This window comes from Planctomycetia bacterium (genome assembly GCA_021413845.1).
GTDB lineage: Bacteria > Planctomycetota > Planctomycetia > Pirellulales > PNKZ01 > PNKZ01.
Genome location: JAIOPP010000008.1, coordinates 45,796 through 71,896 on the forward strand (window position 1 = coordinate 45,796; position 26,101 = coordinate 71,896).

19 protein-coding genes are annotated in these 26,101 nt (G+C 61.8%); 3 read left to right on the top strand and 16 right to left on the bottom strand.

The genetic code is table 11. From position 1 onward, the window contains the following. Positions 1–11: 11 nt before the first annotated feature. Positions 12–809, bottom strand: a complete 798-nt coding sequence (locus K8U03_01615) for an AAA family ATPase (protein ID MCE9603580.1) — start codon at positions 807–809, stop codon at positions 12–14. 276 nt (positions 810–1,085) lie between these two features. Between K8U03_01615 and K8U03_01620 the strand changes: the two genes are divergently transcribed. Beyond that, positions 1,086–1,808 carry a 16S rRNA (uracil(1498)-N(3))-methyltransferase gene (locus K8U03_01620; GenBank protein ID MCE9603581.1) on the top strand — a complete coding sequence of 241 codons (723 nt, stop codon included), beginning with the start codon at positions 1,086–1,088 and terminating at the stop codon, positions 1,806–1,808. Positions 1,809–1,825: 17 nt separating this feature from the next. Beyond that, entirely contained in the window at positions 1,826–2,638 is an 813-nt protein-coding gene (locus tag K8U03_01625; GenBank protein ID MCE9603582.1) for an RNA methyltransferase, read from the top strand. Positions 2,639–2,657: 19 nt separating this feature from the next. Here K8U03_01625 and K8U03_01630 read toward each other — a convergent pair whose 3' ends face one another. Both K8U03_01630 and K8U03_01635 read right to left on the bottom strand, forming a co-directional pair. Further along, positions 2,658–4,091 (bottom strand): DUF1501 domain-containing protein, encoded by a 1,434-nt coding sequence (locus tag K8U03_01630; GenBank protein ID MCE9603583.1) that lies wholly within the window; start codon positions 4,089–4,091, stop codon positions 2,658–2,660. Then, on the bottom strand, positions 4,081–7,341 hold the full coding sequence (locus K8U03_01635; GenBank protein MCE9603584.1) for a PSD1 and planctomycete cytochrome C domain-containing protein: 3,261 nt from the start codon (positions 7,339–7,341) through the stop codon (positions 4,081–4,083). The genes K8U03_01630 and K8U03_01635 overlap by 11 nt, the downstream gene beginning before the upstream one ends. Positions 7,342–7,825: 484 nt before the next feature. Between K8U03_01635 and K8U03_01640 the strand changes: the two genes are divergently transcribed. Beyond that, positions 7,826–8,869 carry a DUF3500 domain-containing protein gene (locus K8U03_01640; GenBank protein ID MCE9603585.1) on the top strand — a complete coding sequence of 348 codons (1,044 nt, stop codon included), beginning with the start codon at positions 7,826–7,828 and terminating at the stop codon, positions 8,867–8,869. 276 nt (positions 8,870–9,145) lie between these two features. On the opposite strand, the gene K8U03_01645 is transcribed toward K8U03_01640, so the two are convergent. From K8U03_01645 to K8U03_01705, 13 genes are all read right to left on the bottom strand, one after another. Continuing rightward, positions 9,146–9,553, bottom strand: coding sequence for a hypothetical protein (locus tag K8U03_01645; protein ID MCE9603586.1), 408 nt, complete (start codon positions 9,551–9,553; stop codon positions 9,146–9,148). Positions 9,554–9,948: 395 nt separating this feature from the next. Next, entirely contained in the window at positions 9,949–10,491 is a 543-nt protein-coding gene (locus tag K8U03_01650) for a cysteine hydrolase (protein ID MCE9603587.1), read from the bottom strand. 48 nt (positions 10,492–10,539) lie between these two features. Beyond that, positions 10,540–10,992, bottom strand: coding sequence for a hypothetical protein (locus K8U03_01655; protein ID MCE9603588.1), 453 nt, complete (start codon positions 10,990–10,992; stop codon positions 10,540–10,542). A gap of 55 nt (positions 10,993–11,047) precedes the next feature. Next, on the bottom strand, positions 11,048–12,073 hold the full coding sequence (locus K8U03_01660; protein MCE9603589.1) for a biopolymer transporter Tol: 1,026 nt from the start codon (positions 12,071–12,073) through the stop codon (positions 11,048–11,050). Between the two features lie 159 nt (positions 12,074–12,232). After that, the gene (locus K8U03_01665) at positions 12,233–13,870 is read right to left on the bottom strand and encodes a GGDEF domain-containing protein (protein MCE9603590.1); all 1,638 of its coding nucleotides are present in this window, start codon (positions 13,868–13,870) and stop codon (positions 12,233–12,235) included. A gap of 178 nt (positions 13,871–14,048) precedes the next feature. Continuing rightward, positions 14,049–15,449 (bottom strand): amino acid permease, encoded by a 1,401-nt coding sequence (locus tag K8U03_01670; GenBank protein MCE9603591.1) that lies wholly within the window; start codon positions 15,447–15,449, stop codon positions 14,049–14,051. Between the two features lie 62 nt (positions 15,450–15,511). Beyond that, positions 15,512–17,452: a sulfate adenylyltransferase subunit CysN gene (gene cysN / locus K8U03_01675; protein ID MCE9603592.1), complete on the bottom strand. Its 1,941-nt coding sequence runs from the start codon at positions 17,450–17,452 to the stop codon at positions 15,512–15,514. Between the two features lie 47 nt (positions 17,453–17,499). After that, positions 17,500–17,877 (bottom strand): four helix bundle protein, encoded by a 378-nt coding sequence (locus K8U03_01680; protein MCE9603593.1) that lies wholly within the window; start codon positions 17,875–17,877, stop codon positions 17,500–17,502. 57 nt (positions 17,878–17,934) lie between these two features. After that, complete coding sequence (cysD, locus tag K8U03_01685; protein MCE9603594.1) at positions 17,935–18,849, bottom strand: sulfate adenylyltransferase subunit CysD; 915 nt, start codon at positions 18,847–18,849, stop codon at positions 17,935–17,937. A 488-nt stretch (positions 18,850–19,337) separates the two neighbouring features. Next, positions 19,338–20,675 carry an ABC transporter permease gene (locus K8U03_01690; protein MCE9603595.1) on the bottom strand — a complete coding sequence of 446 codons (1,338 nt, stop codon included), beginning with the start codon at positions 20,673–20,675 and terminating at the stop codon, positions 19,338–19,340. 22 nt (positions 20,676–20,697) lie between these two features. After that, a complete protein-coding gene (locus K8U03_01695) occupies positions 20,698–21,384 on the bottom strand; it encodes an ABC transporter ATP-binding protein (protein ID MCE9603596.1) in 687 nt (228 codons plus the stop codon). Continuing rightward, the gene (locus K8U03_01700; GenBank protein ID MCE9603597.1) at positions 21,381–22,988 is read right to left on the bottom strand and encodes an HlyD family efflux transporter periplasmic adaptor subunit; all 1,608 of its coding nucleotides are present in this window, start codon (positions 22,986–22,988) and stop codon (positions 21,381–21,383) included. Before K8U03_01700 ends, K8U03_01695 begins: the two co-directional genes overlap by 4 nt. A gap of 353 nt (positions 22,989–23,341) precedes the next feature. Beyond that, complete coding sequence (locus K8U03_01705) at positions 23,342–26,002, bottom strand: hypothetical protein (protein MCE9603598.1); 2,661 nt, start codon at positions 26,000–26,002, stop codon at positions 23,342–23,344. Positions 26,003–26,101: the final 99 nt, after the last annotated feature.

Sequence of the window (26,101 nt, forward strand, 5' to 3'; positions counted from 1 at the left end):
GCGCAGGGCAGCTAGCTCGCCGCCGCGTGCAGGCTCAGCTCGTCGTAGACACCTTCGACCGTTTCCGCATCGACCGTGTCGCCGCCGTCGGCGGCCGCTGCCAGGCGCGCGAGATCGGCCAGCCGCACGATCATTCGCGGCATCCCTCCTGAGAGCCGGTGCAAGCGTTCCATCGCGGTCGTCGAAAAGCGCACCGCTCGGCCGGTGCCCGCAGTCGCCTCGACCAAGGCTCGCGCCTCCGCCACGCTCCAGGCCGGCAACTCGATCTTCAAATCGACGAGTTCCAGCAGATGCCGGCCGATGCGCGGTAGCGCAGCGCGCGTCGTGCCGAGAATAATCGACAGGCGGGCCTCGCTCGCCGGCTCGCTTTGCGCCAGGCGATAGATCTGCATCAACACGTCGGTCGAGGCTAGGCCCGCATCATCGACGAGCACGACGGCTTGCTCGCGCAGAAAGCGTAGTTCCGTGAACCGATCGTTCAAGGCCCGCCAAAGTTGAAACAGGTTCCATTCCTTTTCGACCGGCGTGCGCAGCTTCACGGCGATCGACCAGAGCAGCTCTTGCGCTTCGAGTCCTGCGACGTTGACGACGGCCGTCAGGCAGCCCGCACCGCGCAGCTCTTCGTGAAAGCTTTCGAGCAACGTCGTCTTGCCGCTGCCCGATTCTCCCAACAACAAGCCCAGTCGCGAACCATGCTCGACGACGAATTGCAACCGCGCGGAAGCTTCTTCGTGCGAAGGGGTACGAACCAAGCAGCGCGGAGCGAGCGTGGCAGGGGAAGTCTTGCGATTCAAGGTGCCGGCAGGCATGAGCGACGGTCCTGAGGAGCGAGGGGCTGAGTCAACGGATAGATAGTCAACGGATAGGGGGCAGTCGCGGTTGCGCCACAGCCGGCCGTTCTTGCCGGCCGGCGACTTCCGACCACTATCCTAATCCTTTACTTGTTCGGTAAACTCACGCTGCTGCATGAGACTCTTTGCCGTAGCGAGGGGTCGAGCCGCTTCGGTTGCGGGAAACGACTCCCTACAGCACTCCATCATTGCCGGCTCTGCCCGTAGCTCCGTTTCCGTAACCATCACGCATCCATGACCCAGCGCTACTACGTCGAAACGCCGATCACCGGCGACGAGGCTTCCGTCGTCGATGCCGAAGCGCATCATTTGGCGCACGTGATGCGCGTGAAGGTCGGAGCCGAAGTGACGTTGTTCGATGGTTCCGGCTTCGAGTTTCTGGCAGAAGTGACGAAAGTCGGCCGGAGCGAAGTGCGGCTTGCGATTCGCTCGCGCGCCGTGGTCGATCGCGAATTGCGGCGCGAGATCACGCTCGCCTCGGCGTTGCCGCGCGGCGATCGCCAGAAGTGGCTGATCGAAAAGGGAACCGAGCTCGGCGTCCGCCGCTTCGTGCCGCTGCGCACGCAGCGGGCTGTCGTGCAGCCCGATGACGGAGCTTGTACGCGTCTGCGCCGGGCCGTCGTCGAGGCCAGCAAACAATGCCGGCGCAACGTATTGATGGAGATCGCGCCGGCGGCCGACGTCGCAACGTTCGTGACCGCGGCCGATCGGTCGGCTCTCCGCGTGCTCGGCAAGCCGGAATCGGCACGCTCGTTGACGGAACTCGCCCGCGCGCCGCTCTCGGTATCGACGAAGATCGTGTTGCTCGTCGGCCCGGAAGGGGGCTTTACGGAGGAAGAAGAAGCTGCGGCGCTCTCCGCCGGCTGGGAAGGGATCAACCTCGGTCCTCGTATTCTTCGCATCGAAACGGCCGCGGCGCTCCTCTGCGGTTGGGCCGCGTTGACGGAGCCGTCGTAGCTCGGGCCGTGGTGTTTATGCCGCTCATTCGCATCGCCGAACTCGACGCCGATCGCCGACTTGACCCGTATCGCGCATTGAAGCAGACCAACGACACGGCACGTCGCGGGCTGTTCATCGCCGAAGGAGATAAGCTCGTTCGTCGGCTGCTCGGGAGTTCGCTCCGGACGGAATCGGTCTTGTTGAGCGAAGCCTACGTTGCGGAGCTGTCGTCGATCCTGCCCGAGCGCTTGCCGGCGTTCGTCGTGCCGGACGATGCGCTGCGAGCGCTCGTCGGCTACGACTTTCACCGCGGGATCTTAGCCTGCGGCGTTCGGCCTGCGCCGCTCGAACTCGACACGCTCGTTTCGTCTTGGAACATCGACGACCGGCGGCGCACGCTTGTCGTCTGCCCCGACGTGCAAGACCCTGAAAACCTCGGCTCGATCGTTCGCATCGCGGCCGGATTCGGTATCGATGGCATCCTCCTCGGGCCGCGCTCGGCCGATCCCTTTTCGCGCCGCGTGCAACGCGTGTCGATGGGGAACGTCTATGGGATGCCGATCACGCAACTCGACGATATCGCCGGCGCGATCGTGCGCTTGCGCAGGGCGTATGGAGTGGAGTCGTGGGCCACGGTGCTGGATGCCGAAGCGGAGACCTTGGGGACGCGTGCGCGGCCTACGCGGCTGGCAATCGTCTTCGGCAGCGAAGGGCATGGTATCCCGGCCGACGTCGTGGCGGCTTGCGATCGCAAGGTGATCGTGCCGATGCAGGCCGGAGTCGATTCGCTCAACGTGGCGGTGGCCGCCGGGATCTTTTTGTATGAGCTCTCGAAGCCGGCGGCGTAGCGTTTGCCGCCGGCGAGCGCTAGGCGATGATGTCGTGCAGCACTCGGCCGTGGACATCCGTCAGGCGATAGTCGCGGCCGCCGAAGCGGTAGGTGAGCGCTTCGTGGTCGACGCCCATCAGATGCAGCACGGTCGCCCAGAGGTCGTAGACGGTCGTCGGATTTTCGACCGCGTGATAGCCGAGCTCATCGGTTGCGCCGTAGACGGTGCCCCCTTTCGCCCCCCCGCCGGCCAGCCAGATGCTATAGCCGTAGGGGTTGTGGTCGCGGCCGTCGGAACCTTGCGAGAACGGAGTTCGCCCGAACTCGCCGGCCCAGACGATCAGCGTTTCCGCCAAGAGGCCCCGTTGCTTGAGGTCGCGCAAGAGCGCAGCGATCGGCTGATCGACCGAGAAGGCCATTGCGCCGTGCCCTTCTTTGATCTTGCCGTGCTGGTCCCAAGGGTTGGCGGCGTTTCCGGCGCCGATGCTTTTGTTGCAGCAGCTCAGCTCGATGAACCGTACGCCGCGCTCGACGAGCCGGCGCGCCGTAAGGCATTGCCGCGCGTAGGCGGCTTTCTCGGCGTCGGGCGAGTCGAGGCCGTAGGCGGTGCGCGTGGCAGCCGTTTCGCCCGAGATGTCGCACAGTTCCGGTACGGCCGACTGCATGCGATACGCGGTTTCATAGTTGCGCACGGCCGCCTCGACCGCGGCATCGGCCTTCGTGTCGGCGGAGAAACGCTGATCGGCCGAGCGAATGAACGCGAGCCGCTTGCGCTGTAGGTCGTCCGGCTCGCGCGGCGTGACGTTGCGAAGCGCTTCGCCGGCGTCGGCCTTGAAGATCGAAGCTTGATGCTGCGCCGGCAGGAAGCCGGAACTGAAGTTCGCGACCCCTCCGTGCGGCGTCGTGCAATTGCCGCTTTGCAAGACGACGTAGCCCGGCAGATCTCGGTTTTCGGAACCGAGGCCGTAGGTCGTCCAAGCTCCTGCGCTGGGGTAGCCGGCGAGACCGAAGCCGGAGTGCGTGAAGTAGTTCGCCTGCGCATGTTCGCTGAATTTCGACGTCATCGAGCGGACGACTGCGAGGTCGTCGGCGCATTCGGCGATGTACGGAAAGAGCTCGCTCACTTCCAGGCCGCTCTTGCCGCGCTGCTTAAACTTCCACTGCGCCGGCATGATGTTGCCGTTGTTGTTGAACATCGTCCGATGAACCGGCACCGGCATCGGCTTCCCCGCGTCGCGCTCGAGCCGGGGTTTGTGGTCGAACGAGTCGAGATGCGAAACCCCGCCCGACATGAAGCAGAAGATCACATGCTTCGCGCGCGTCTGCGGAGCGGCGACGTCTGCGGCAGCGTGTACGGTCTTGGCATCTTGTGCGAGCAGGCCCGCGAGCGCCGTGAGCCCGAAGCCGGTCGACGAGCGCGCGAGAAGCTCGCGCCGCGAAAATCGCATGTTGGCGGATTCTTTAGCGGACATAGATAAACTCCTTCATGTTGAAGAGAGCATGCGCGAAGTCTTGCCAAATCTTTTCGCTGCGGAGGCGATCTTCCGGCCTAACCTGATGGAGCACGGCCAACTCTGCGAGAAACCCTTTCGCCGCCGCGAGCTCGGCGGCAGTCGGCTCGCGCGAGAAAGCGGCGACGTACATGCGGCGCACGCGCGCCGGTTCGTCGTCGCTTGGATATTTCGTCTCGAGTAGCGACGTCGCCCAGAACTTCGCGAGCTCGATCACGAGCGTGTCGTTGAGCATCGTCAGGGCTTGGCTCGGAGTATTCGTGACGTCTCGCGCGCCGAGCGTGGTAAAGGGCTTCGGCGCGTCGAAGGTTTCGAGAAACGGCGGCAAGCTGTTGCGACGAATCGCGATGAAGACGCTGCGCCGCGTTTGCTTGGGCGGCGGATCGCCGGGTGCGAAACTCGGCCCTTCGGCTTCGTCGTGCTTCAGCCGGCCCGCGGTCATGATGAGCGCATCGCGAATCGCTTCCGCATCGAGCCGTCTCACGCGGGCATGCGAGAGCAGCAGGTTCGTCGGATCGTGTTTCTTCGCGGCCTCGCTCGGCGCGCTCGCCAGCCGGAAGGTCCGCGACAGAACGAGATAGCGCAGCGAGCGCTTGAGCGACCAACCCTCGTCGACGAGCTTCGTCGCCAAGTGATCGAGCAGTTCCGGATGTGTCGGCGGAGTGCCTAGCGCGCCGAAGTTATCGACCGTCGCCACGATGCCCCGGCCGAAAACATAGTGCCAGAGCCGATTCACGGCGACGCGCGCCGTCAATGGATTCTGCGGCGAAGAGAGTTGCTCGGCGAGTTGCAGCCGGCCGCTTCCCGCGCTTTTCAAGGAAGGGCCGCCGAGTCCTTCCAGGTAGCGCCGCGGTATCGTTTCGGCAAGCTTGCGATGGTCGCCGCGCGTCATGAGCGGTTGATCGAAGCCGGCGCTCTCGACGACTCCAGGCGCGCGCGTCGCTTTAGGGATCTCCGCTTCGAGTTTGCGATACTCGGCCACAAGGGCCATGGCCTCGGGCCCCAGCGACATCGGGCCGGAGGGAGCTTCCGAGTTGGGCAATAGCTCGGCTTGCAATAAGACGTTGAGCAACTCCGCTTGCTCGTCCGAGGCCTGGCCGCTGCGCCATGCTTCGATCGCCGCGCGGGTCGCCGCTTGATAACGCTTGGCTAGTTCATCGGCCGATTGCGCCGGCGGGTCGACGACGATCGCTGCCGAAGCGATGCGCGGGTCGAGCACTTCGGTGAACCCTCGCGAGCGACGTTCGACGATGTCGGTGATGCCGATGAACGACCGGCCGTCGGAGGGGCGCTGCGCATCTTTCGGGGCGCCGCCTGAGATGATCGTGGCATCGTCGAACGTTTCGAGCTCGACGTAGGCCTCGAAGCCCTTCCAGTAAGTCGTATCCCAATGAACCCATTGCGGTGCTTCGGTGTGGGGCAGGGCGGTTTGCCCATAAATGCCGCCGCGCGAAAGAGGATAGTTCTCGACGACCAGCCGCACCTGCGCGAACCGGCCTCCGACGACCCGCACGCCGAGCGCTTCTCCTTCGAGCTTAAACTTCGGCGACGAGAGGATCGCGCCGTGCTTCATCGAGAGCTCGTGCGTATAGACGCCGGCGGGATAGACACCTTGAATCAGCGCCGAACCTGCCGGAGCGACGGCGAACATTCCGGCTGCGAACGGTGCGACGGGGGCGCCGGCTCCCGTCTTCGACCAACCGGCGTACTCACGCTCGTCGAGGCGCATCGCGCGGACCGTTTCGGTGTCGCGTTGGTTCACGCGATGCTTGAGTTCGGTGCCGATCTTATACGCGACTTGCTTCCAAGAGGCTTGCCAAGCCTGGGCGTCGTCGGCTGTTTGGGCTCGCAATTGAATCCAGGGATTCAGCACGTGATCGAATCGCTTGGCCGCCTCGTCGACGACCTTCTGCGACGGCGCTACCGGAGGCGAAGGCGCTACCGGAGGCGAAGGCGCTACCGGCGGCGCCGGCGGAACCGCGACGCCTGGTTGCTTTTTCGATTCCGCAGGGGTCGGCTCCGGCAGCGCGGCCATTCTCGCGGGCAGCCCGTCGAGCGAGGCGAGCCACGCTTCGGCGACGACGGCGCGCAGCTTGGTTTTGAGTGCGCGCAGTGCGGCATCGTGCCGATGCAGGCGTTCCGGGAGATCGAGCTGCACCTGTGCCGGCCGCGAAGCCGTGAACAATGGATACAGGGCATAGAAGTCGGCTTGCGAGATCGCGTCGAACTTATGGTCGTGGCAACGGGCACAAGTCACCGTCAGCGCTTGGAACGTCTTCATCACGACATCGATCTGGTTGTCGGTCAGCTTCACTAAGTCGTCGCTCGGGTCGACCGGTTGGAAGCCGTGTTCGACCATCCGCAGCTGGGCCGTGCCGAGCGTCGATTCGTTCATGCCGCGCTGGGCATCGACGCGCGGCGGCGAGAGCAAGTCGCCGGCGAGATGTTCGCGCACGAGTTGGTCGTACGGCACATCGGCATTGAGCGCGCGAATCAGATAATCGCGATAGCGCCAAGCCTCGGGAATGACGGGATCCCCTTCGCTACCGTGCGTTTCGCAGTACCGAACCCAATCCATCCAATGCCGCGCCCAATGTTCGCCGAATCGCGGAGACGCGAGGAGCCGATCGACGAGCGCAACATAAGCCGCTTCCGGCTTGTCGGTCGAACATGCGCGCACGAACGCTTCCGTTTCCTCAGGAGTCGGCGGTAAGCCGGTGAGGACGAAGCTCACGCGGCGAATGAGCGTCGACGGATCGGCATCCGAGGCGGGCTCGAGCCCGGCCGCTTCCCAACGCTTCGCCAGAAACCGATCGACCCCGTGCGACGACCAATCACCGTGCTTGACGTTCGGCACCGGCGGGTTCGCCACCGGCTTGAACCCCCAGAAGTCGCGAGCCCGATCGGCGATCGACTTCGGCGCGGCGGCGAGATCGGCGGCGTTCATCGGCCATGGCGCGCCGAGCTTGATCCATTTTTCGAGCGCGGCGATCTGCGGCCCGCTCAGTTTTGCGGCGGGCTCCGGCGGCATCTCGTAGCTTTCATGCTTCACGGCCGCGATGAGCAAGCTCTTCTCGGGATGGCCCGGCACGATCGCCGGTCCGTCGTCTCCTCCTTGAATCATCCGTGCGCGCGAGTCGAGCCGGAGGCCGTTGTGTTCCTTCTTCGGTCCGTGGCATTCGAAGCAATGCTTCGCCAACAAAGGCCGCACTTGCGTCTCGAAAAACTCCAGCGACTCGGCGGACGCCGTGGGCTTGGTCGTCGGCTCGGCAGCTTCCGCAGCCTGCTTGTCGAGCGACAGCAGGCCGAGCTGCGCACAGACGTATGCGGCGAGCCACCAGCGGCTTCGTCGGTCGGTAACTTGCGAAAATCGTAAAATGCTTGCACCCCCTCGAACGGATTTCAGCTACGAAAATCCTAGGTGCGACGACCGTAAGACGCAAGGAACTTCCCCCGCAACGGAGTGCGCCGCGAGAGGCGAATCGCGCAGTGCGGGCAGGCTCGCGACCTCGCGAAACTTGCTTCGCGACCCGGCGTCTATTCTAATGACCGAGTTCATTAGGCTCGATCTTGGCGGCTTCGCGCAAGTCGTCGTTCGCGCGATGATTCGCCGGCCCTCTTCGGGCGTCGGCAACTTCCACCGTATCTTCTTTTTCATCATCTACTCTCGCGAATCTTTTCCAGGAGCTTCGGTTATGGACCGCAAAACGCCCGCAGGGGTGCCTCGCCGCGACTTTCTTTCCACCGCCGCCGGGGGCGCCGCTGCCGTCGCAGGGCTCGGGCCGTTGTGGGCCATCGCGAAAGATACCGTCGCCGAAACCGCGACGAAGAAGGTCGTTGCGGCACCCGAGTCGCTGGTGAAGACCCTCTTCGAGACCCTCACCGAAAAGCAAAAGAAAGAAATTTGCTTCGCGTGGGACCATCAAGACTCGAAGCGCGGCTTGCTGCGCACGTTCGTCGCCAACAACTGGCAAATCACTCGGCCGTTCTTGATCGACCATAAGGAAACGTTTTACACCGATGACCAACGAGCGCTGGTGCGCAGCATCTTCGAGGGCTTGATTACGCCCGAATGGCAACCGAAGATCGACAAGCAATTGGAAGACGATGCCGGCGGCTTCGGCCATGAGCAGAGCATCGCCATCTTCGGCACGCCGGGCGAAGGAAAGTACGAGTTCGTGATGACCGGCCGGCACATGACGTTGCGTTGCGACGGCAACTCGTCCGACCACGTCGCGTTCGGCGGCCCGATCTTCTACGGCCACGCGGCGGAAGACTTCAACGAAAGCGCCGCGCACACGGGGAACGTCTTCTGGCCTCAAGCCTTGGCGGCGAACAAGCTCTATCAGATGCTCGACGGCAAGCAACAAAAGACGGCGCTCTTGCCGAAGGTTCCGCGCGAGCAGTCGGTCGGCTTCCGCGGACCTTCCGAGTTGCCCGGTCTGCGCGTGGAAGACATGTCGCCCGACCAAAAGGAGCACATGCAGAAGGTGCTCGCGCTCTTAGTGGAACCGTACCGCACGAGCGATAAGGACGAAGCCCTTGCGGCGCTCAAGGCCCAAGGGGGCTTGGATAAATGCACGCTGTCGTTCTACCAAGAAGGGGACCTCGGCAACGACAAGGTCTGGGACAACTGGCGCTTGGAAGGCCCCGCCTTCGTCTGGCACTTCCGCGGTACCCCGCACGTGCACGTGTGGGTGAACGTGGCCGACGATCCGAGCGTGAAGCTGAACGCGTAGGGTATTATTCGTTAAGAACGGTGCGACTCTACCGACCGCCGGCCTCCGGTCTCGATCGTCGTCAGCCGATCCGAGACTCATAAGCGCAAAAAGAAAAGAAGCCGCCCCGGGGATTGGGACGGCTTCTTTCTTTTTAAACCGCGGTCGTTTAGGTCTCACGCTAAACGAGCACGGTTGCTTCCGTTGTATTCAACTTGAGCGAGTGGAAGAGGTCGGAGCGATTCTCTTTCACCGGTGGATCGGTGGTTGCCGATCCTGCTCGATTCGGGGCGGAGCTTACCAACCCTTGCCGCCGCCATGGCCGCCACCGTGACCACCACCATGTCCGCCGCCGCCACCACCGCCGGTTCCTTCGCCGATGACTTGCGGGCCGCTGCAGATCGTGATGCACTTCGAGTTGCCGGCGTCGGACAAGCTGTCGGGCGTGTCGCAGAAGTCGGCTTGGTCGTTGAAGGCTCCGCCGGCCGTGAACGCATGGTGGCCCGTCACGCCGCTATAGGAATACGATTGATTGATGTTGGCGAGGGCTTGGGCGACGTCGGCGAGCTCGGTCACGATCGAGTCGCGAAGACTCTTCAAGCCGACGATAACGCCGATGATCAAGATCGAGGCGATGAGGATGATTTCGGCCGAGATGATTGCGCCCGATTGATCGTTCCACAAACGAAGCAAAGTTACTTTCATGCATGCACCTGTGAGAGAGGGGACAACGAGCGATATGATTCCCGACGCGATCGGCTTTCGGCCGGCGGCGGGGTACTAAGACGTGATCACGGACGAGGAGAAAAGGGCGCCGTTCGATGGTCGTCGCACTTGAGTGGAGCGACCTGAGCGGTGCAGTTTTTGTCCTCGAAGCAGTCACACGACAGCCGCACTTGCAACCGTCTATTCCCTTGTAATTACGGAGGGTCGATCGGCAATTTAGATTGCTTGTTATCCGCTGAGAAAATGCGTAATCTCCGCGCAAGATATCGACCTTAACGGTCGTAGCGAAACGCTTCGATTTCGGCGCGCAGAGCGCGCACGATTATGCCGAAAATGCGGTTCGTCGATCGCTCGTTCGGCGATCGTCACCGACGTTACAATCGCGCCAACCAATCCTTGGTCGAGACGACCTCGCTCAAGAGCATTTGCTGCGCGCAAAGAATCGCACGTTGCAGCTCTTCGGCCGTGACGCTGCCTGCCGAATTCGAGAGCGGCAGCGTGCCCGTCGCGTCGCTCAGAAACTCGACGTTGAAGCCCCGATGCACGGCTTCGCGCGCCGTGGTGTCGCAGCACATGTGCGTCATGTAGCCGGCGATCGCGACGGTGTCGATCGCGCGCTTGCGCAACCAGGCTTCCAGCTCGGTGCCCGTGAAACTGCCGGGCATCGTCTTCTCGACGAGCACGTCGTGCGGGCGCGACTTCACTTCGTCATGCAACTCCCAACCGTGGGTGCCGCGAATGAAGAAGGGCTTGTCGTTGCCGGCAAAATGATGCTGGATGACGACCGTCGGCAACTTCCCGGCAGCGCCATCCATGACGCGTAAAATCTGCCCCAAATGCCCGACCGGATGCGTGATCGGCAAGGCCCCGGTGAAGTATTCGTTTTGAACGTCGATTACGAGTAATGCACGCTTCATGGCATGGCTTCCGATTCAAAAAATTTATATGTCCGTGCAGCGTGCGACTCAGCCTCTCAACGCAAGCGGCAGACTTTGCTTGTCGTGTCTCATCGGCTCTTGTCGAAGCTGCAACGTGAAGCCGTATGCACCGAAAGAAAACTGAGCGTCGTTTGGCGAGAACGAAAAAGACCAACGCCAATAAGGTCGATCCAGAAAGACCAGTTGCGGCACGACCGGCTTGCGCGTCAGACCTGCGATCGATTGGCCGTCGCGGCAGCACTGATAAGTTGGGTCTTGCCAATCGATCGAAAGCTTCAGACCGGTCAGGCCGTGAAACGTGAGATCGGCGGCGGCCACGAAAAATTCGCCGAGTTTGAGATCCGGAGTTCGTCGGCAAAGGTAGTCGATGTCGAGAACCAGGTCGGACCCTGTCTCGAAATCAGCGTGGATCGCAACACCGCGCAACAGACAGTCTTCGAATTTCACCGTGTCGAAGTCTTGTTCCGTGAACTTCAACATGGCCTTGGCTTCGCTTGTTGCAACTGACCACCGACCACCGACCACTTTCCTCTCCCTACTCCGGCAGCTTGAAATCGCCGATCCACAATTGGCTCGAATGATCGGCCGTGCGCGTGCTCGTCCACATCAGCTTCTTGCCGTCGGGCGAGAAGACCGGCAGCACGTCGCCGCCCGGCGCGTCGGTGATCCGCCAGCGCTTGCCCGGCTTGAACTCATCGCCGACGACTTCGTATTTCATCAACCACAGATCGTAATTCGGGCGGGCCTTAGGGTCGGAGTGATCCGCACCGGTCCAGATTATGTAAGGCTCGGTCGGATGCCAATAGGGGGCCCAATACACCGAGTTCGGGTCGTCGGTGAGGGCGGTGTCGTGCTTGCCGTCGATGCCGATCACATGGATTTGCAGATGCTCTTTGCTCTTGCGGTCGGTGCGGAAGACGACCCATTTGCCGTCGGGCGATTGGAACGGTCCGCCGTCGTAGCCGTCGACGTTGGTGAGCTGACGCACGTTCGAGCCGTCGGCGTTCATCGCGTAGAGGTCGGGATCGCCGTCGCGCGTGCTGGCGAAGACGATCGTCTTCCCATCCTTCGAGTAAGCCCCTTCGGCGTCGTAGCCCGGCGCTTCGGTGATGCGGTGCAAGGGTCCGCCCCCGACGCCGACTTCGAAGATGTCGGTCGCGGGATCGAACGGCCATTCATAGCGGCGGCGCTTACCGGTCTTCGCGTCTTCGGCGATCTGTTTTCGCTCGGCATCTTCGAGCGTGCCGATGTTCGGATCGAGATGGCTCGAAGCGAAGAGGATCTTCTTACCGTCGGGCGAGAAGTAGGCGCAGGTCGTGCGACCCCGGCCCGTGCTGATGAGCTTCGGCGCGACGGGCTCGGCAGAGGGAGCGTCGAGCGGCTGTGTGTAGATCTGATAGAAGGGATAGTCTTTCGTCACCGCTTGGTAGACGATCTGCTTGCCGTCCGGGGAGAAATAGCCTTCGCCGGCGCGCACCATGCCGCTGGTGACTTGGCGCACGTTGGAAAGATATTTCCCTTCGATCGACTCTTCGCCCTGTGCGACGGCGACCAAGTTCATGACGACGAGAGCAAGAGTAGTACGCAGTAGCGACATCGAAGAGGTCTCCGCAAGCCGGACGAGAAATGTTCACCGGCCGGTTAGTATAGGGGCCGGCCAAGGGGGTGCGATAGAGTTTCCTTCGCACCGAAAAGCGGAATACCGAACTGCGAACGGGAGCTATCGCGTAGGCTGCGCTCCGTTGCCTTGCGGGGCAAGATCGACCGGCTCGGCGGTGTGGCCGTCGTGGACGAACGTGCAATCGCGGCCCGACGCTTTCGCCGCGGCGAGCGCTACGCCGGCATGCATCACGACCGAGACCGAGCGATCGTGCGGGCCGACTTCGGCGACGCCGCAACTGACCGTCGCGTCGACATGCTTGAAGCCCCGCTCCAGCGACGACTCGTGCATGACGGCGCGAATGTGCTCCGCCGTACGGGCACCGTCGACGGCCGTGGCGTCGTTCAGCAACAGCGCGAACTGGCCGTGGTGGTAGCGAGCGAGATAATCGCGCTCGCGACAGATGCTGCGCAACACGTCGGCCGTGCGGCGAAGAACGAGATCGCCGCCGTCGCGTCCGACACCGGCGTTGATCGCAGTCAGGCGATCGACGTCGATCAGAATCAAGGCCGACGAACGATGCTCGAGTCGCGAGCGATGGATGCGGCGACGAAGTTCGTGGGAGAACGTGCCGGCCGTCGGCAGGTTGGTGAGCGCATCGTCGGGCTCCGCAGCGCGCTTGCCCGCGCGAGCGATCTTCTCGGACTCGTTACGCGCCGCGGCGACGAGAGACTCCGCCTTTTGCAGCGAGTCGGTCGTGCAATCGGCCGAAGCTTTCGCAACCGGGTCGATAGCCCGGGCGCCGGTCGCATCGAAGGACTCGAACTCCATCGCCTGATCGAGCAAGCGCGGAGAATCGAGCGAGAGAAAGTCGGCCCCGGTGTGGAAGTGGCCGCAATTGCGACCGGCGGCTTTCGACAGATACAAGGCTTCATCGGCCCGACGGACGAGCGAGGCCGCGTCGTCGTCGGGTTGCATTTCGGCGAGGCCGAGGCTGATCGTGACCGTGACTTGTTCGTGGTCGTATTCGAAGGTGTGCTTCGCGACCGATTCCAAAGCACGCTGCGCCGCGCGGCGGGCTTCGCGGAGCGTCGTCGAAGGGAGGACGACGGCCAATTCATCGTCGCCGTAGCGGGCGACGAAATCCATTTCGCGCATCGTCGCTTCGAGCACCCGTGCCACATCGCGCAACACGGCATCGCCGATCGGTGCGCCGCGGCGATCGTTGATTTGCTTCAAGCGATCGATGTCGATGAGAATCACGGATAACGGGGCCGGGCGGCGGCGGCGTTCGGCCAAGCGGCGTTCGAGCTCTTCGTCGAAGGCCCGACGGTCGGCGATGCCCGTGAGCAGGTCCAATCGCGACTCGGAAAGTTGCGTTTCGATTTGCCGCGATTGTTCTTCAAGCTTCGTTTCGGCTTCGTGAAGTTGCGTTTGCAGGTGCGTATTCGCCGTGACGATCTCGGTCATGCCGTCGACGAGCGCTTGGTGAAGTTCTTCGACGTCGTCTTCGGCGACGGTATCGAGCCGCCGGCCGACGGCTTCGACTTGCTCGGCATGATGGAACGCGCCGTGGCCCATGTCGTCGGCGATGTTTTGTAGCTTGCCGAGCGCTTCGGTAAGACGTCGCGAAAGCACTTCGGAGGTGTTCGTTCTGGTGCGTCGCGCGGAGCGGAGCCACCAACCGACGCACAAGCCGATCGTGACTTGAAACGCCGAGATGCCGCAGAGCAATAAGATCGTGGAAGTCGACAACATACGCGGACGCTCACGGAGAGAGGATCGCGAAAATCGAACCGGGAGCATGTGCGCAATGGATGCGCGCGACACGGCCCGTCATGGCAAACCTAGGTCGAAAAGAACGCGATCGAGCGTGGAAAACCGACCCCGCAAGATTTAGGGGGTCGACCTATGACGGTCGGAGCGCTTGCGCCGGTTAAAGCCGCGCCGAACGGGCCGCCGAGCCGCGGAGCATGTAGAAGTAGACCGGCACGCCGGCCGCGATGAGGAGCGATCCCCGAGCCGATTCCTCCGGCGCTCCCATCAGCAGCGACACCAGCGCCGCCGCGAAGGCCGTGAGATACAGAGCCGGCGTAAACGGATAGCCCCAGGTCCGATAAGGACGAGGCAGCTCGGGCTTCTTATACCTAAGCACGAACACCGCGCCGACCGCCAGTGCGTAGAAGAACGAGCCGCCGAAGATCACGAAATTCGTCAAGTCGTCGAACGTCTTGAGAGGATCTCCTTTTTGCAAAAACACGTAGGTCGTCAAGAGCGACGTCCAGATGCATTGCACGAGAATGGCGTTCGCCGGGGTTTCGAAGCGGCCGTGGATGCGTTGTACGACATGCGGCAACAGGCCGTCGCGGGCCATCGCGAAATAGATTCGCGGGCCCGTGAGCATGTTGGAATTCGCAGCGCCGAACGTCGAGCACATCACGCCGAACGCCACGATCTTCGCCGCAGCGCCACCGGCCAACACGCTGAAAGTCGAGGCCGCCACGCTGCTGCTGGCCGCGACCGTCGGCATGTTCAGCACTAAATGAAACGCGCAATTTACGGTCACATAGACGAACATCACCAACAGCATTCCGCTCAGCAGCGCGAGCGGCACGTTGCGCTGCGGGTTGCGAATCTCTTCGGTGATCGGGCCGATATTGATCCAGCCGTCGTAGGCCCAAAGCACCGCGATCATCGCCGCGGCGAATCCGCTCCAGAGAGTCGCGTCGGTGCGCTCGGGCCAGATCGGCTGCAAGTTGTCGACGTTCGTCTTGCCGAAACAGAAAGGCAAGATGATGATCGCCGCGAGGAAGGCGACTTTCGCGATCGACGTGAGGTTTTGCACGTGCGCCGACCAACGCGTGCTCACGTAATTGATCGCCGAAAGGAAACAGACGATCGCGAGCGTCACGGCCAGTTGGCCGTAATGATCGAGGCGACCATTGCACAGGACGTTGATGTTGATCGCCGTGCCGGTCGAAAGGGCCGCGATGGAGCCGGTGCGGATAATCCAAAACTCGGTCCAGCCCCAGAGAAACGCCGGCAGTCGACCGTAGGCTTCGCGAAGATACACGTAGGGACCGCCGGATTGCGGCAGCATTGCGCCGAGCTCGGCTAAGGCCAAGCAGCCGCACAGCGTCACGAGCCCGACGACGATCCAGACGCCGATGATCGGGCCGAAGTAAGGGAGCGCGGTCGCGATCGTTGCGGGTTTCAAAAACACGCCGCTCCCGATCACCGAACCGACGACGACCATGCACGCATCGAACGGCCCGAGAACGCGCGGCAGCGACACGGGCAACGGCGCTGGAGCGGAGCGAGGTTCTGCGGAGTCCATCGATGGGTTCTCGGTGGCACGTTTTCGGAGCGAGCGACTCGCGGCAGAACTTCAACGCGCGATCAAATAAACTTCCGACGTTCGAGCAGGGCCATGATTCGATCGACGCAATGCGCGACGGTGAGGCTATCGGTTTCGAGAGTCAGGTCGGGCTGCTTCGGTTCGTCGTACGGAGCGGAAACGCCCGGAAACTCGGCGATCTCGCCGCTGTCGGCCTTGGCATACATGCCGGCCGTGTCGCGCTTGCGCAACACTTCGAGAGGGGCCTTGAGATAAATCTCGAGGAAGCGCGCCTTGCCGACAACGTCGCGAGCTTTCGCGCGGATCGTTTCGTCGGGAGCTAAGAACGCGCAGATGCAGATCAGGCCGGCGTCGTTCACCACCTTCGCGACTTCGATCGACCGGCGAAGATTCTCCGAGCGTTCCCAACCGGAAAAGCCGAGCCCCTTCGAGATGCCTTGCCGCATCGTTTCGCCGTCGAGCACGTAGGCCGCTTTGTGGGCGTCGAACAGCCGACGTTCCAGCGCATAGGCGATGCTCGTCTTTCCGGCACCCGTCAGACCTGTCAGAAGCACGGTGACGGGCTCGACCCCGGTGCGCGCTTTGCGTTCGTCATGCGAGACCGAGTCGACGCCGATGTGCTTCCGCTCTTCGGCATCGACGACGTCCCACAAGTCGGCTCCGAAGCCGCCGATGGAGCCGTCGCGATCGACGATCATGCCCGCGCCGACGGTGTTGTTCGTCATCCGATCGATGAAGATGAACGCGCCGGTGCTGTGGTTCTTGCGATAAGGATCGAAGGCGATCGGCGAGCTGAGCGTGATCTTGCAACGCCCGACTTCGTTCATCTTCAGCTCGGCGGCATCTTGGCGATGCAGCGAGTTGACATCGACGCGATAGCGGAGCACGGCGCAAGTCCCCGCGGTCGATTTCGTCGCGTGCTTGATGGAGTATTGCTTGCCCGGCGTCAGGGCTTGGTCGTTCATCCAAACGACCATCGCTTCGAACGAGCGATCGACGCGCGGCTGGTTGTTCGGGTGAACGAGCATGTCGCCGCGGCTCACGTCGACTTCGCTCGTGAGCGTCAGCGTGACGGATTGCGGTGCGAACGCTTCCTCGCGATCGCCGTCGTAGGTGACGATCCGCGCGACCTTGCTTTTGCGGCCCGACGGAAGCGTCATGATTTCGTCGCCGACCCGGACGATGCCGGAGGCGATGGTGCCGCAGAAGCCGCGATAGTCGAGATTCGGGCGGTTCACGTATTGGACCGGCATCCGAAAGTCGATCAGGTTCCGATCGCTCGCGATGTGAATCGTTTCGAGGTAGTGCATCAAAGTGCCGCCGTGGTACCACGGCATGTTCACGCTCGCGTCGACGACGTTGTCGCCGCGCAGGGCCGACATCGGAATGAACGTGAGATCCCCCATTTCAAGCTTCGTGACGAACCGGCTGTACTCACGTTTGATCTCTTCGAACTTCTCTTCCGAGAAATCGACGAGATCCATTTTGTTGATCGCCACGACGACGTGCTTGATGCCCAACAGCGAGACGATGAAGCTATGGCGGCGCGTCTGCTGCATGACGCCGTGACGAGCGTCGATCAAGATGATCGCGAGGTTGCAAGTGCTCGCGCCGGTCGCCATGTTGCGCGTGTATTGTTCGTGGCCGGGACAGTCGGCGATGATGAACTTGCGTCGCGCGGTGGAGAAATAGCGATAAGCGACGTCGATCGTGATTCCCTGCTCGCGCTCGGCCTTGAGCCCATCGACGAGCAGCGACAAGTCGACTTCGCCGCCGGCGGAGCTTTTCTTCGCGCTATCGCGCGTGACCGCGGCCATCTGATCTTCGTAGACCTGCTTCGAGTCGTGCAACAGCCGGCCGATGAGAGTGCTCTTCCCGTCGTCGACGCTCCCGCACGTGAGCAGCCGCATGAGCTCCTTGCGTTCATGCTGAGCGAGGTAGGCTTCGATGTCTTTTTCGATTAGTTCTTGTTCGGTGAACATGGGCGGCGATGACTAATGACTAATGACTAATGACTAATGACTAATGACTAATCGGATTTTGGGTTCTTTGGCGGGTTTTTGCGGTAGATCGCTACGAAGATCAGATGTAGTTCTTTGGCTTCGCTCCATAATTCGCGGCAATCTTCTTTGTGTTCCGGTTCCGCCGTGGCGAGCATTCGGAGCCAGTATTTCGTTTCTCGTGCTTCTCTCTTGCAGACGCTGATGCGATATCTGAATTCCTTGTTCGAGCCTGCGTCGTCCGCCTCGCAATAATTTGCTCCGATACTCGTTGCACATCGGACAAGCTGGCGGATCAGCGGATCTGTAATCGAATGAAACGGTAAGCGGCGCAAAAATCGAATGACCGCCTTACCGAATTTCGCGGTTCGTTCTTCGAGATCGAATCGTTTCGATTCCGCATCCAAAGGAACCACCGCGAAAAAAGTTTAGTCATTAGACATTGGTCATTAGCCATTCAAGTTTTAGAAGTACCCCTGTCGTTTCTTCTCTTCCATCGAGCCTTGCTCGTCGTGATCGATCATGCGGCCTTTCCTCTCCGAGGTCTTGGCAAGCAGCATCTCTTGGATGATTTCCGGTAACGTCGTCGATTGCGATTCGACGGCACCGGAGAGCGGATAGCAGCCGAGCGTGCGGAAGCGGACCATCTTGATCATCGGGACCTCGCCTTTGTTCAGCGGTAGGCGTTCGTCGTCGACCATGATGAGGTTGCCTTCGCGCACGACGACCGGCCGCTCCTTCGCCAGATAGAGATCCGGGAGCGGAATTTTTTCGAGATGCACGTATTGCCAAACGTCGAGCTCGGTCCAGTTCGACAACGGGAACACGCGGATGCTCTCTCCTTTGTTCACCTTGCCGTTGTAGATGTTCCAAAGTTCCGGTCGCTGGTTCTTCGGGTCCCACACGTGGAACTTATCGCGGAACGAATAGACCCGTTCCTTCGCGCGCGACTTTTCTTCGTCGCGCCTGGCGCCGCCGAACGCGGCGTCGAACTTATGCAGATCGAGCGCTTGCTTCAGCGCCTCGGTCTTCATGATGTTCGTGTGCTTCTGGCTACCGTGCGTGATCGGGCCGATCCCTTGCTTCAAGCCTTCGGGATTGCTGTAGACGATCAGATTGAGCTTGTATTCCTTCGTGATGAACTCGCGAAAGCGGTACATCTCTTGGAACTTCCAAGTGGTGTCGACATGCATGCAAGGGAAGGGGAGCGGCGCGGGATAAAACGCCTTCTGCGCCAAGTGGAGCATCACCATCGAGTCTTTGCCGAGCGAGAACAGCATCACCGGGTTCTCGAACTCGGCCGCGACTTCGCGAATGATGTGGATGCTCTCGGCCTCGAGTTGCCGGAGGTGGGTCAGCGTGTAAGACGACGTGCTCATGATCGGGCTCGAAACCAAAAAGGAAACCGGCGATAGACGATGCGAATTACTATGGGAACGACGACCTGCGGCAAGCGGGCTCTATCGACGATCGGATACTGTCGGAAATGGAGCCCCTTCGGCAATCGAGCACTGTCGGCAATCGAGCACTGTCGCGAGAAAGCCTGCGGCGCGCGCGTGGCCGTGGCTGGAAGAATCGTCGAGAAGCGGCGACGCGACGACCTAGTCGATGTCGCGGTCTTGGCGGCGGCAATCCCTCGAGCACTCTACCGGCCTCGGCGAACTTCGGCCTCACCCGCCGCGCGCACTCCGTTTGCTCTGCTGCGGAAACCGAGTATAGAAAAACGGGGTGGAGTCCACAATGCGGAACGATTACGGGGAAGATTGGGGTCAGGGGTCGGGGGCCAGGGGTCGGGGGACAGCTGAAGAGAATGCGGGATCGACGAACTCCTATTAGTCATTAGACATTAGTCATTCGAATTTCGTCCCTATGCGACATGCCGTAGCGCTTCGATCGGGTTCATCAATGCCGCACGGCGGGCCGGGTAGAGGCCGAAGACGACGCCGATGAACATCGAGATGCCGAACGCCAGCGGAATCGACCACGGCACGACGATCGGCGAGACCTCGCGCATCGACTCGGGCATCGTGGCGACGACGCTCGGAAAGCCGGTTTCGAGTGCCGAGCGGAGGCCGCGAATCATCGGCCCGCACAGCAGCCCGCCGAGAACTCCGGTCAGGCCGCCGGCGATCGACAGCACGATCGTTTCGACGAGGAACTGCCGCGTGATGTCGCCACGCTTCGCGCCGAGCGCGCGACGAATACCGATCTCGCGCGTGCGTTCGGTCACCGTGGCGAGCATGATGTTCATGATGCCGATGCCGCCGACGACGAGCGAGACCGTCGCCATCAGGCCCATAAAGATCATGAACATCATCCGGGTGTTCTTCGCTTGTTCCAACAGCTCCATCGGTACGACCACGGCATAATCGTTCGACGGGTGCTTTTGCGAGAGCATCGCCCGGACGGCGTCGGCGGTGGGAAGTACGTCGTCGGGTACGCGCACTTTGAGCGTGACTTGATTGAGCTCGAGGAACTCGGCCGTGCGCGTGCCGTTGTGCGTGTAGGCATTCTTATCGCCGATGCGGCGGACGAACGTGTTGTAGGGAATGTAGACGTCTTGCGCGAAGTCTTGCCCGGAGAGCGAGCCGCCGACCGCGGCCGTGGCGGTCTTTTGCTTAAGGACGCCGACGACGCGATAGTAGAACTTCTCGACGTGGATCGTTTGGTTTAGCGGGTTGTCGAAGCGAAACAATTGCTCCGCGACCCCGGCCGACAACACGCAGACGCTATCTTCGGCGCGCAGTTCGGCATCGGTGATGAAGTGGCCGCTCTCGACGGTGAGCCGATTCAGGTCGAGATACTCGGGATCGCAGCCGACGATGCGCGTGTCGGCCGTGCGGTCCATGAAGCTGCATTCGCGGCGCGTCTCGCGAATGCGAACGGCCCGCGAGATGGTCGAAATGGTGTGCAGGTTGTCGTAGTCGGCGCGGGTCAGGCCGTATTGCCGCATCGCCGACGCTTTGCCTCCGCCGGCGTTTCCTTTGCCGACCGGCTGCACGGATCTGAGGATGATGTTGTCGGCCCCGAGTTGCGCGATCTGCTCTTGCGCTTTGGCGCTGATTCCTTCGCCGATCGCCAGCAACCAGATGACGCTGGCCGTGCCGATGAAGATGCCGAGCACGGTGAGCAGCGAACGGAGCGGATGCAACACCAGGCTTTTGAAGCCGAGTTGCCAAGTGCGGAATTGAAGGAAGACGAGCATGTCATCGATCGCGAGGGCGGAGCTACTTGATGCGTTCGTCGGACTGTACGCCGCCGTCGCGAAGGCGAATGATGCGTTTCGCGCGATGGGCGACTTCGTCTTCGTGCGTGACGAGAATGATCGTCTTGCCGGCTTGGTTCAAGTTGTCGAACAGCGCGAGAATTTCGTTCGTCGTGACGGAGTCGAGGTTGCCCGTCGGTTCGTCGGCGAGGATAAAGCGCGGATTGTTGACCAAGCTCCGCGCGATGCCCGCTCGCTGTTGCTGCCCGCCGGAAAGCTGTGTCGGCCGATGGTTCAAACGCTTGCCGAGCCCGACGAGTTCCGCGAGCTCGCGGCACCGCTCGCGATCTTCCGGCATGATCTTGCCGCGATAGTAAAGCGGCACTTCGATATTCTCCATCACCGTCAGCTGCGGGATGAGATTGTACGATTGAAACACGAAGCCGATTTGCGACGCGCGCACTTCCGAAAGCGAATCGTCGTCCATCTGCGCAACGTCGTCATCGCCGAGAAAATAGCTTCCCGAAGAAGGTCGATCGAGGCAGCCGAGCACGTTGAGAAACGTACTCTTTCCGGAGCCGGAAGGGCCCATCACGGCGACGTAATCCCCTTCGGGAAAGTCGATGGTCACGCCGCGGAGAGCGTGAACTTCTTCATCGCCCAAGCGGTAGACCTTGCGCAGGTCGTTGACTCGGACGGCGAACTTCATAGCCCTGCCCCGTGCGTGGTCGAGGTGTCGTTGAGCATCGCCTTCGGGCGCTTGATCGGCTCGCGCTTCGGAATGCGCGAGGCGGTTTCCGACTTCGCCAGCCGTGCTTCGGCCGGCGTGCGCTCCGCCGGATGCGAACGGGCGATCGCGGTCGGCTTCACGCGCGCCGGGAAGTCGATCGGCGTCGGCAGCGCGATGAGATCGACATATTGCTTCGGCGTCATCACGACTTGCTCGGTCCCTTCGAGACCCGACTCGATCACGACGAGCTTCGAGTTCGTCGGCCCGACTTGCACTTGCTTCGCTTGAAGGCCCTGCGGTGTGTGAACTAGGCAATAGTACCGGCCGTCGCGCTCCATCACCGCTTGCAACGGGACTTGCGCTGCGCCGTCCCGTTCTTCGGCGATCACGGCGGCTTGGGCCGTCATGCCGGGCCGCAAGCCGGGCGGAGGATTGAGGATTTCGATCTCGGTGGCGTATTCCTTGATGTGCGCCGAGAACGAGCTCGACTGTTGCAACGGGTACTCGCTCACCTTCTTCACGCGGCCGCGCAACTCGACATCGGGGAGCGCATCGATCTTCACCCGCGCCAGCATGCCCGGCCGGACGAGATCGATCCGCGATTCGTTGATCTTCGCTAAGACTTGCATTTGTTTCGGGTTCGGCAAACGAATGATGACTTGCCGTTCTCGAATCATGCGTCCTTCTTCGATCACGATCGGTTCGCCACTCGAGGTTTGATCGTTGGCATACACGACTTGGCCGGCTTTCGGTGCCGCGATCACGCACTTCGCGATCTGGGTTTTGATGCGGTCGAGCCGCGCCTTTTCGACGGAGTGGATTTCGAGAGTCGCTTGCAGTTTGGCTTCGGCCGTCTTCACTTCCGACTCCAATTGCTTCATCATCTTCTGCTTCGAGTAGGTATGCAGCACGACTTGCTTCGTGCGCGCGACTTCGAGTTCCTTGGCGGCTTTGGAAACGGCGAAGCGATCGGCTTCGAGTTGGATCGGCGTGACGTAACCCTTAGCCGCGAGCCGTTCGCTGTAGCGCACGTATTCTTGCGAGCGACGATGGGCTTCTTCGGCCACGAAGATCTCGCTCTGGAGTTGTTCTTCTTCTTGCTTGAACGTGCCCGACTCGTATTCCGAAAGGGCTAGCTTGGCGGTCTCGACCGTCGTTTCGGCCTGGATCACCGAGGCTTGGCTGGCGTTGCAGTTGATCGTTTGCAACGTGAGTTCGTTTTGCAAGACGGCATCGTCGAGGCGAACGAGGAAGTCGCCTTCTTCGACGAAGGTTCCTTCCGGCACGATCTCCAGGATCGCCACGCCGAGGCTCGCACTCGCGCTGCTGCGAAGCTGTACTTCGCTCCGGACGTCGACGTTGGCCGAGCTTTGAATGTCGCCCCGTTCGACGATCTCATGGACGAACTTTCCGACGACGACTTGCCCAGTAAGCGGCGTTTCGACGGTCGCCTTCCAAGCGCCCGGCGCGAGCTTCCAATAAGCCCCGCCCCCCGCAGCGCCGACCGCCACAACCAGCGCGGCGAGCTTCCAGCGCAGCGCACCGCGCCGACTTTTCCGACGCCTCGAACGAGAACCAGACAATGAAGGGCTCGATGCATCGACGACTTTTGATCGATCGAAACGCAAAGACCATGCTCGCAGGAGTCGCATAGGTCACCTCTTCAAAAATGGATGGGGGCAGGAGTGCGGGCGGCAGTCGGAACTCGCGGTCAATCTCGACGTTGCGCGCTTGGGGGGCGAGCAACCACGGACAGGGGTCGAGTGGTGCGAGTCGGGTGGGCGATTGTTATTCTATTCGGCCTCGAAAGGCCGATGTAGCCGCAAATTCCGGTTTCGGGTTCGGCCGGAAGTTAGACGAGCGGCAGGTATTAGGTAAACCCCACTTCCGCCGGCAGGGGCCCGAGAAAAGCGGCAAATCTTGATTGCCAGGCAGGTTACGGCGGCGTCACGAGTTTCAAGGCCGGCCCCGGTTCGGGCTTCGGCCCGGCTGCCGGCGGGGCGGCGGCATTGGGTTTTTCCAAAACTTTCGGCGCCGGCGGGATCGGCAACGGCTCGAGTACGTCGTTGCGCGGCGGCGGTGCGGCCCCCGGCGGCAATGGTAGCGGCGCGGCATCGTCGTCGGCCGGGATGCCGTCGACCGTCTCGATCGCGGCCGAGGGATCGGGGGTCACCGGGCCCGGATCGATCCACATACCGTGGTCGTCGAGTTGCATCGTTCCCATCTCGAAATCGAGATTGATCCGCTGCACTTCGTAGTTGACCCAGACGCCGAGGAAATCGTTTTGCGTGCTGAGCAAGTCGCTCAAGGCCGAGACCAAGTCGCGGCCGATCGAGGCGCGAGCCGTGGCGTAGGCTTCGGCCGTTTCGTTGATTTTCGGCGGACGATTCAGATTCTCGCGCGCTAGGTCGACTTGCTGGATCGCGACTTGCACGGCCGAGCGACGGATCTCGAAGTTCAACTGATTGAGCTCGAGCACGCGCAAAATCTGCCTCAAGTTTTGATTGATGCGATCTTCGAAGAGCATGTAGGCGCGGCGGTTCTGCTGATAGGAGATCAGCGACGCGCGATAGACGTTGCGCTCGACGAGCCGTGTGAGCGGCGCGTCGAACTCGACTCCCATGCGGAGCCGGCCGGTCGCATCGCGAAAGTTCACCGGGTTGTCGTTCACCGTTCGGACGTCGCCGCTCATGACGAAGTTCAAGCCGGCCTTGAGTGCGTTGGCGTTGAATTCGATGAGTCGCCAGGTGTCGACGAGCTGTGCCCGAGCGTTCATCCAGTCGCGGCGATTCACGCGGGCCGTTTCCAGGGCGTCGGGAGCCGAAAGTTCGATCGGCGTCCAAGTGATCGCATCGACGCGGCAGCGGGCCTTCGCCAAGGTCAAGGCGAGCAACTGGCTCGAAAGATCGGGATGTGCCCGCTTGAGGCGATCGCGGGCCGCTTCCGGCGTGATCTTCGGCAGATCGTCGCGGAGTTTTTCGAGCGTGCTCCAAGTCTCTGCGAGCCCGACGCGCAGGCCGTCGATATCGCGACGGAGCGTAGCGACTCGATCGCGCAGCGCCGTGATCGAATATGCGACCGGGTCGACCTCGCTTCGCACGACCTCGGGACGCTGCAACAGCTTTTGCAGTTGCGCTTCGCGGGCCGGCACGTTCTTCAAGAGTTCCGCGTAATCTTCTTCCAGCAATTCAAGATGGTATTCGACCTGCTTGCGGATGCCGCGGTCGTTGTCGATGAGCTCTGCAAGGTCTCCGGGGCCGATCGTGTTGTCGGGCTTATGCGCCTGGAGCGCAATGCGGCCGGCGAGCTCGGTGAGCCGCGTTACTTGCGGATCGATCAATTGAAACGGCATCAAGAGATCGTCGTTCAACTGCACATCGAGATCGGGCGGAAGCCCAAGTAGAATCTTGAAATTGTCGAGCGAGGTTTGAAACGCGGCCTTCGAAGAGAGGAGCCGGCTTTGTCCTTGATAGAGGGCTTGGCGCGCGAGCTCGACTTGGAACTTGTCTTTCAAGCGATTGGCGTCGAACTCGTCTTGCAAGCGCGTGAGGCTATCGCGCAAGGTCGTGACGTTCGCTTCTTGATTGCGAATGAGCACTTGATCGGAGAGGAGTCCGATGTAGCCGCCGATGCCGCTATAGCTAGGGAGCGGCGTGCCGACGCCGGTGCCGAGCGAGGTCGAAGAGGGGCCGTTGCCCGGATCGCGTCCCGTCACCACTTGGGCATAGAACCCTTGTCGATACTGCTCGAACTGTCGGACGTTGTAGATCAGCGTGCGCTCGAACAAAGTAAGCCGTTCGAGAATGCGAGCCCTGCCGCCGAAGCGCAAGAGGGGCTGAATGAAATTGAAATCGAAGAGAGTCGTGTTGGTGTTCGAGTCGGCCCCGGCGACTTGCCACACGATGCTGTTCGCGAGATCGGCGACGAGTTGCCCGCCGCCGGCATACAGCTTATGCACGGTGCCGGTCGTATCGCTGACGATCGTCGTCTGGGAGTTTCCGTTCGGGCCGCTTCGCAGTCGGCCGTCGGTGAGAATCGAAGTGCTGTTGGTGAGAAAGAATTGGGCATCGAAGCGGAACCGCTCGAACGTCACGTCGAGCGCCGAAAGGTAGAGGTCTTCGAGTTCCTTTTGATAGTTGCGCGAGTTCACATACGCGAGTTGCACGGCCCCTTCGCGATCGAGCACGACGTTGCCTTGGGGGTCGCAAGGTAGGAAGGCGCGCCAATGTTGATCGTCGACTTCGTCCGTTCGACCGTATTTGCCCCACCGACGATACGCCTTCTTGCCGTCGACGAAATGCATTCGCGAATGGGCCGTCGGGTCGTCGGGGGGCATCGGCTCGTGGTCGGGATCGAACGGATCGAACAACCGAGACTCCGGCCGGATCTGGATGCCCGTTTGCGTCAGCGGCTGCGCGGCTTCGAGAGTGAACTGTTGCCAGAGTTGCGACGTTTGCACGTCGGCCTGGACGCGGTAATGCCGGCGCGTGCAGCCCCCGGCGAGAATCGCCAAGCAGACGATTCCCCAAAGCCAACGACTGCCGCGGCGGGGAACGCGCCCCGTCGGGAGTTGTGTGTGGGGCCAGGAGCGGATCATGGGAGCATAATTCGGCGGTAAGATGGCGAGAGTTTAACGATTGTGCGGGTTGCATCGGAGGTTTGCGATCGATGCGGGTATTCGCGAGCAAATCCTCGC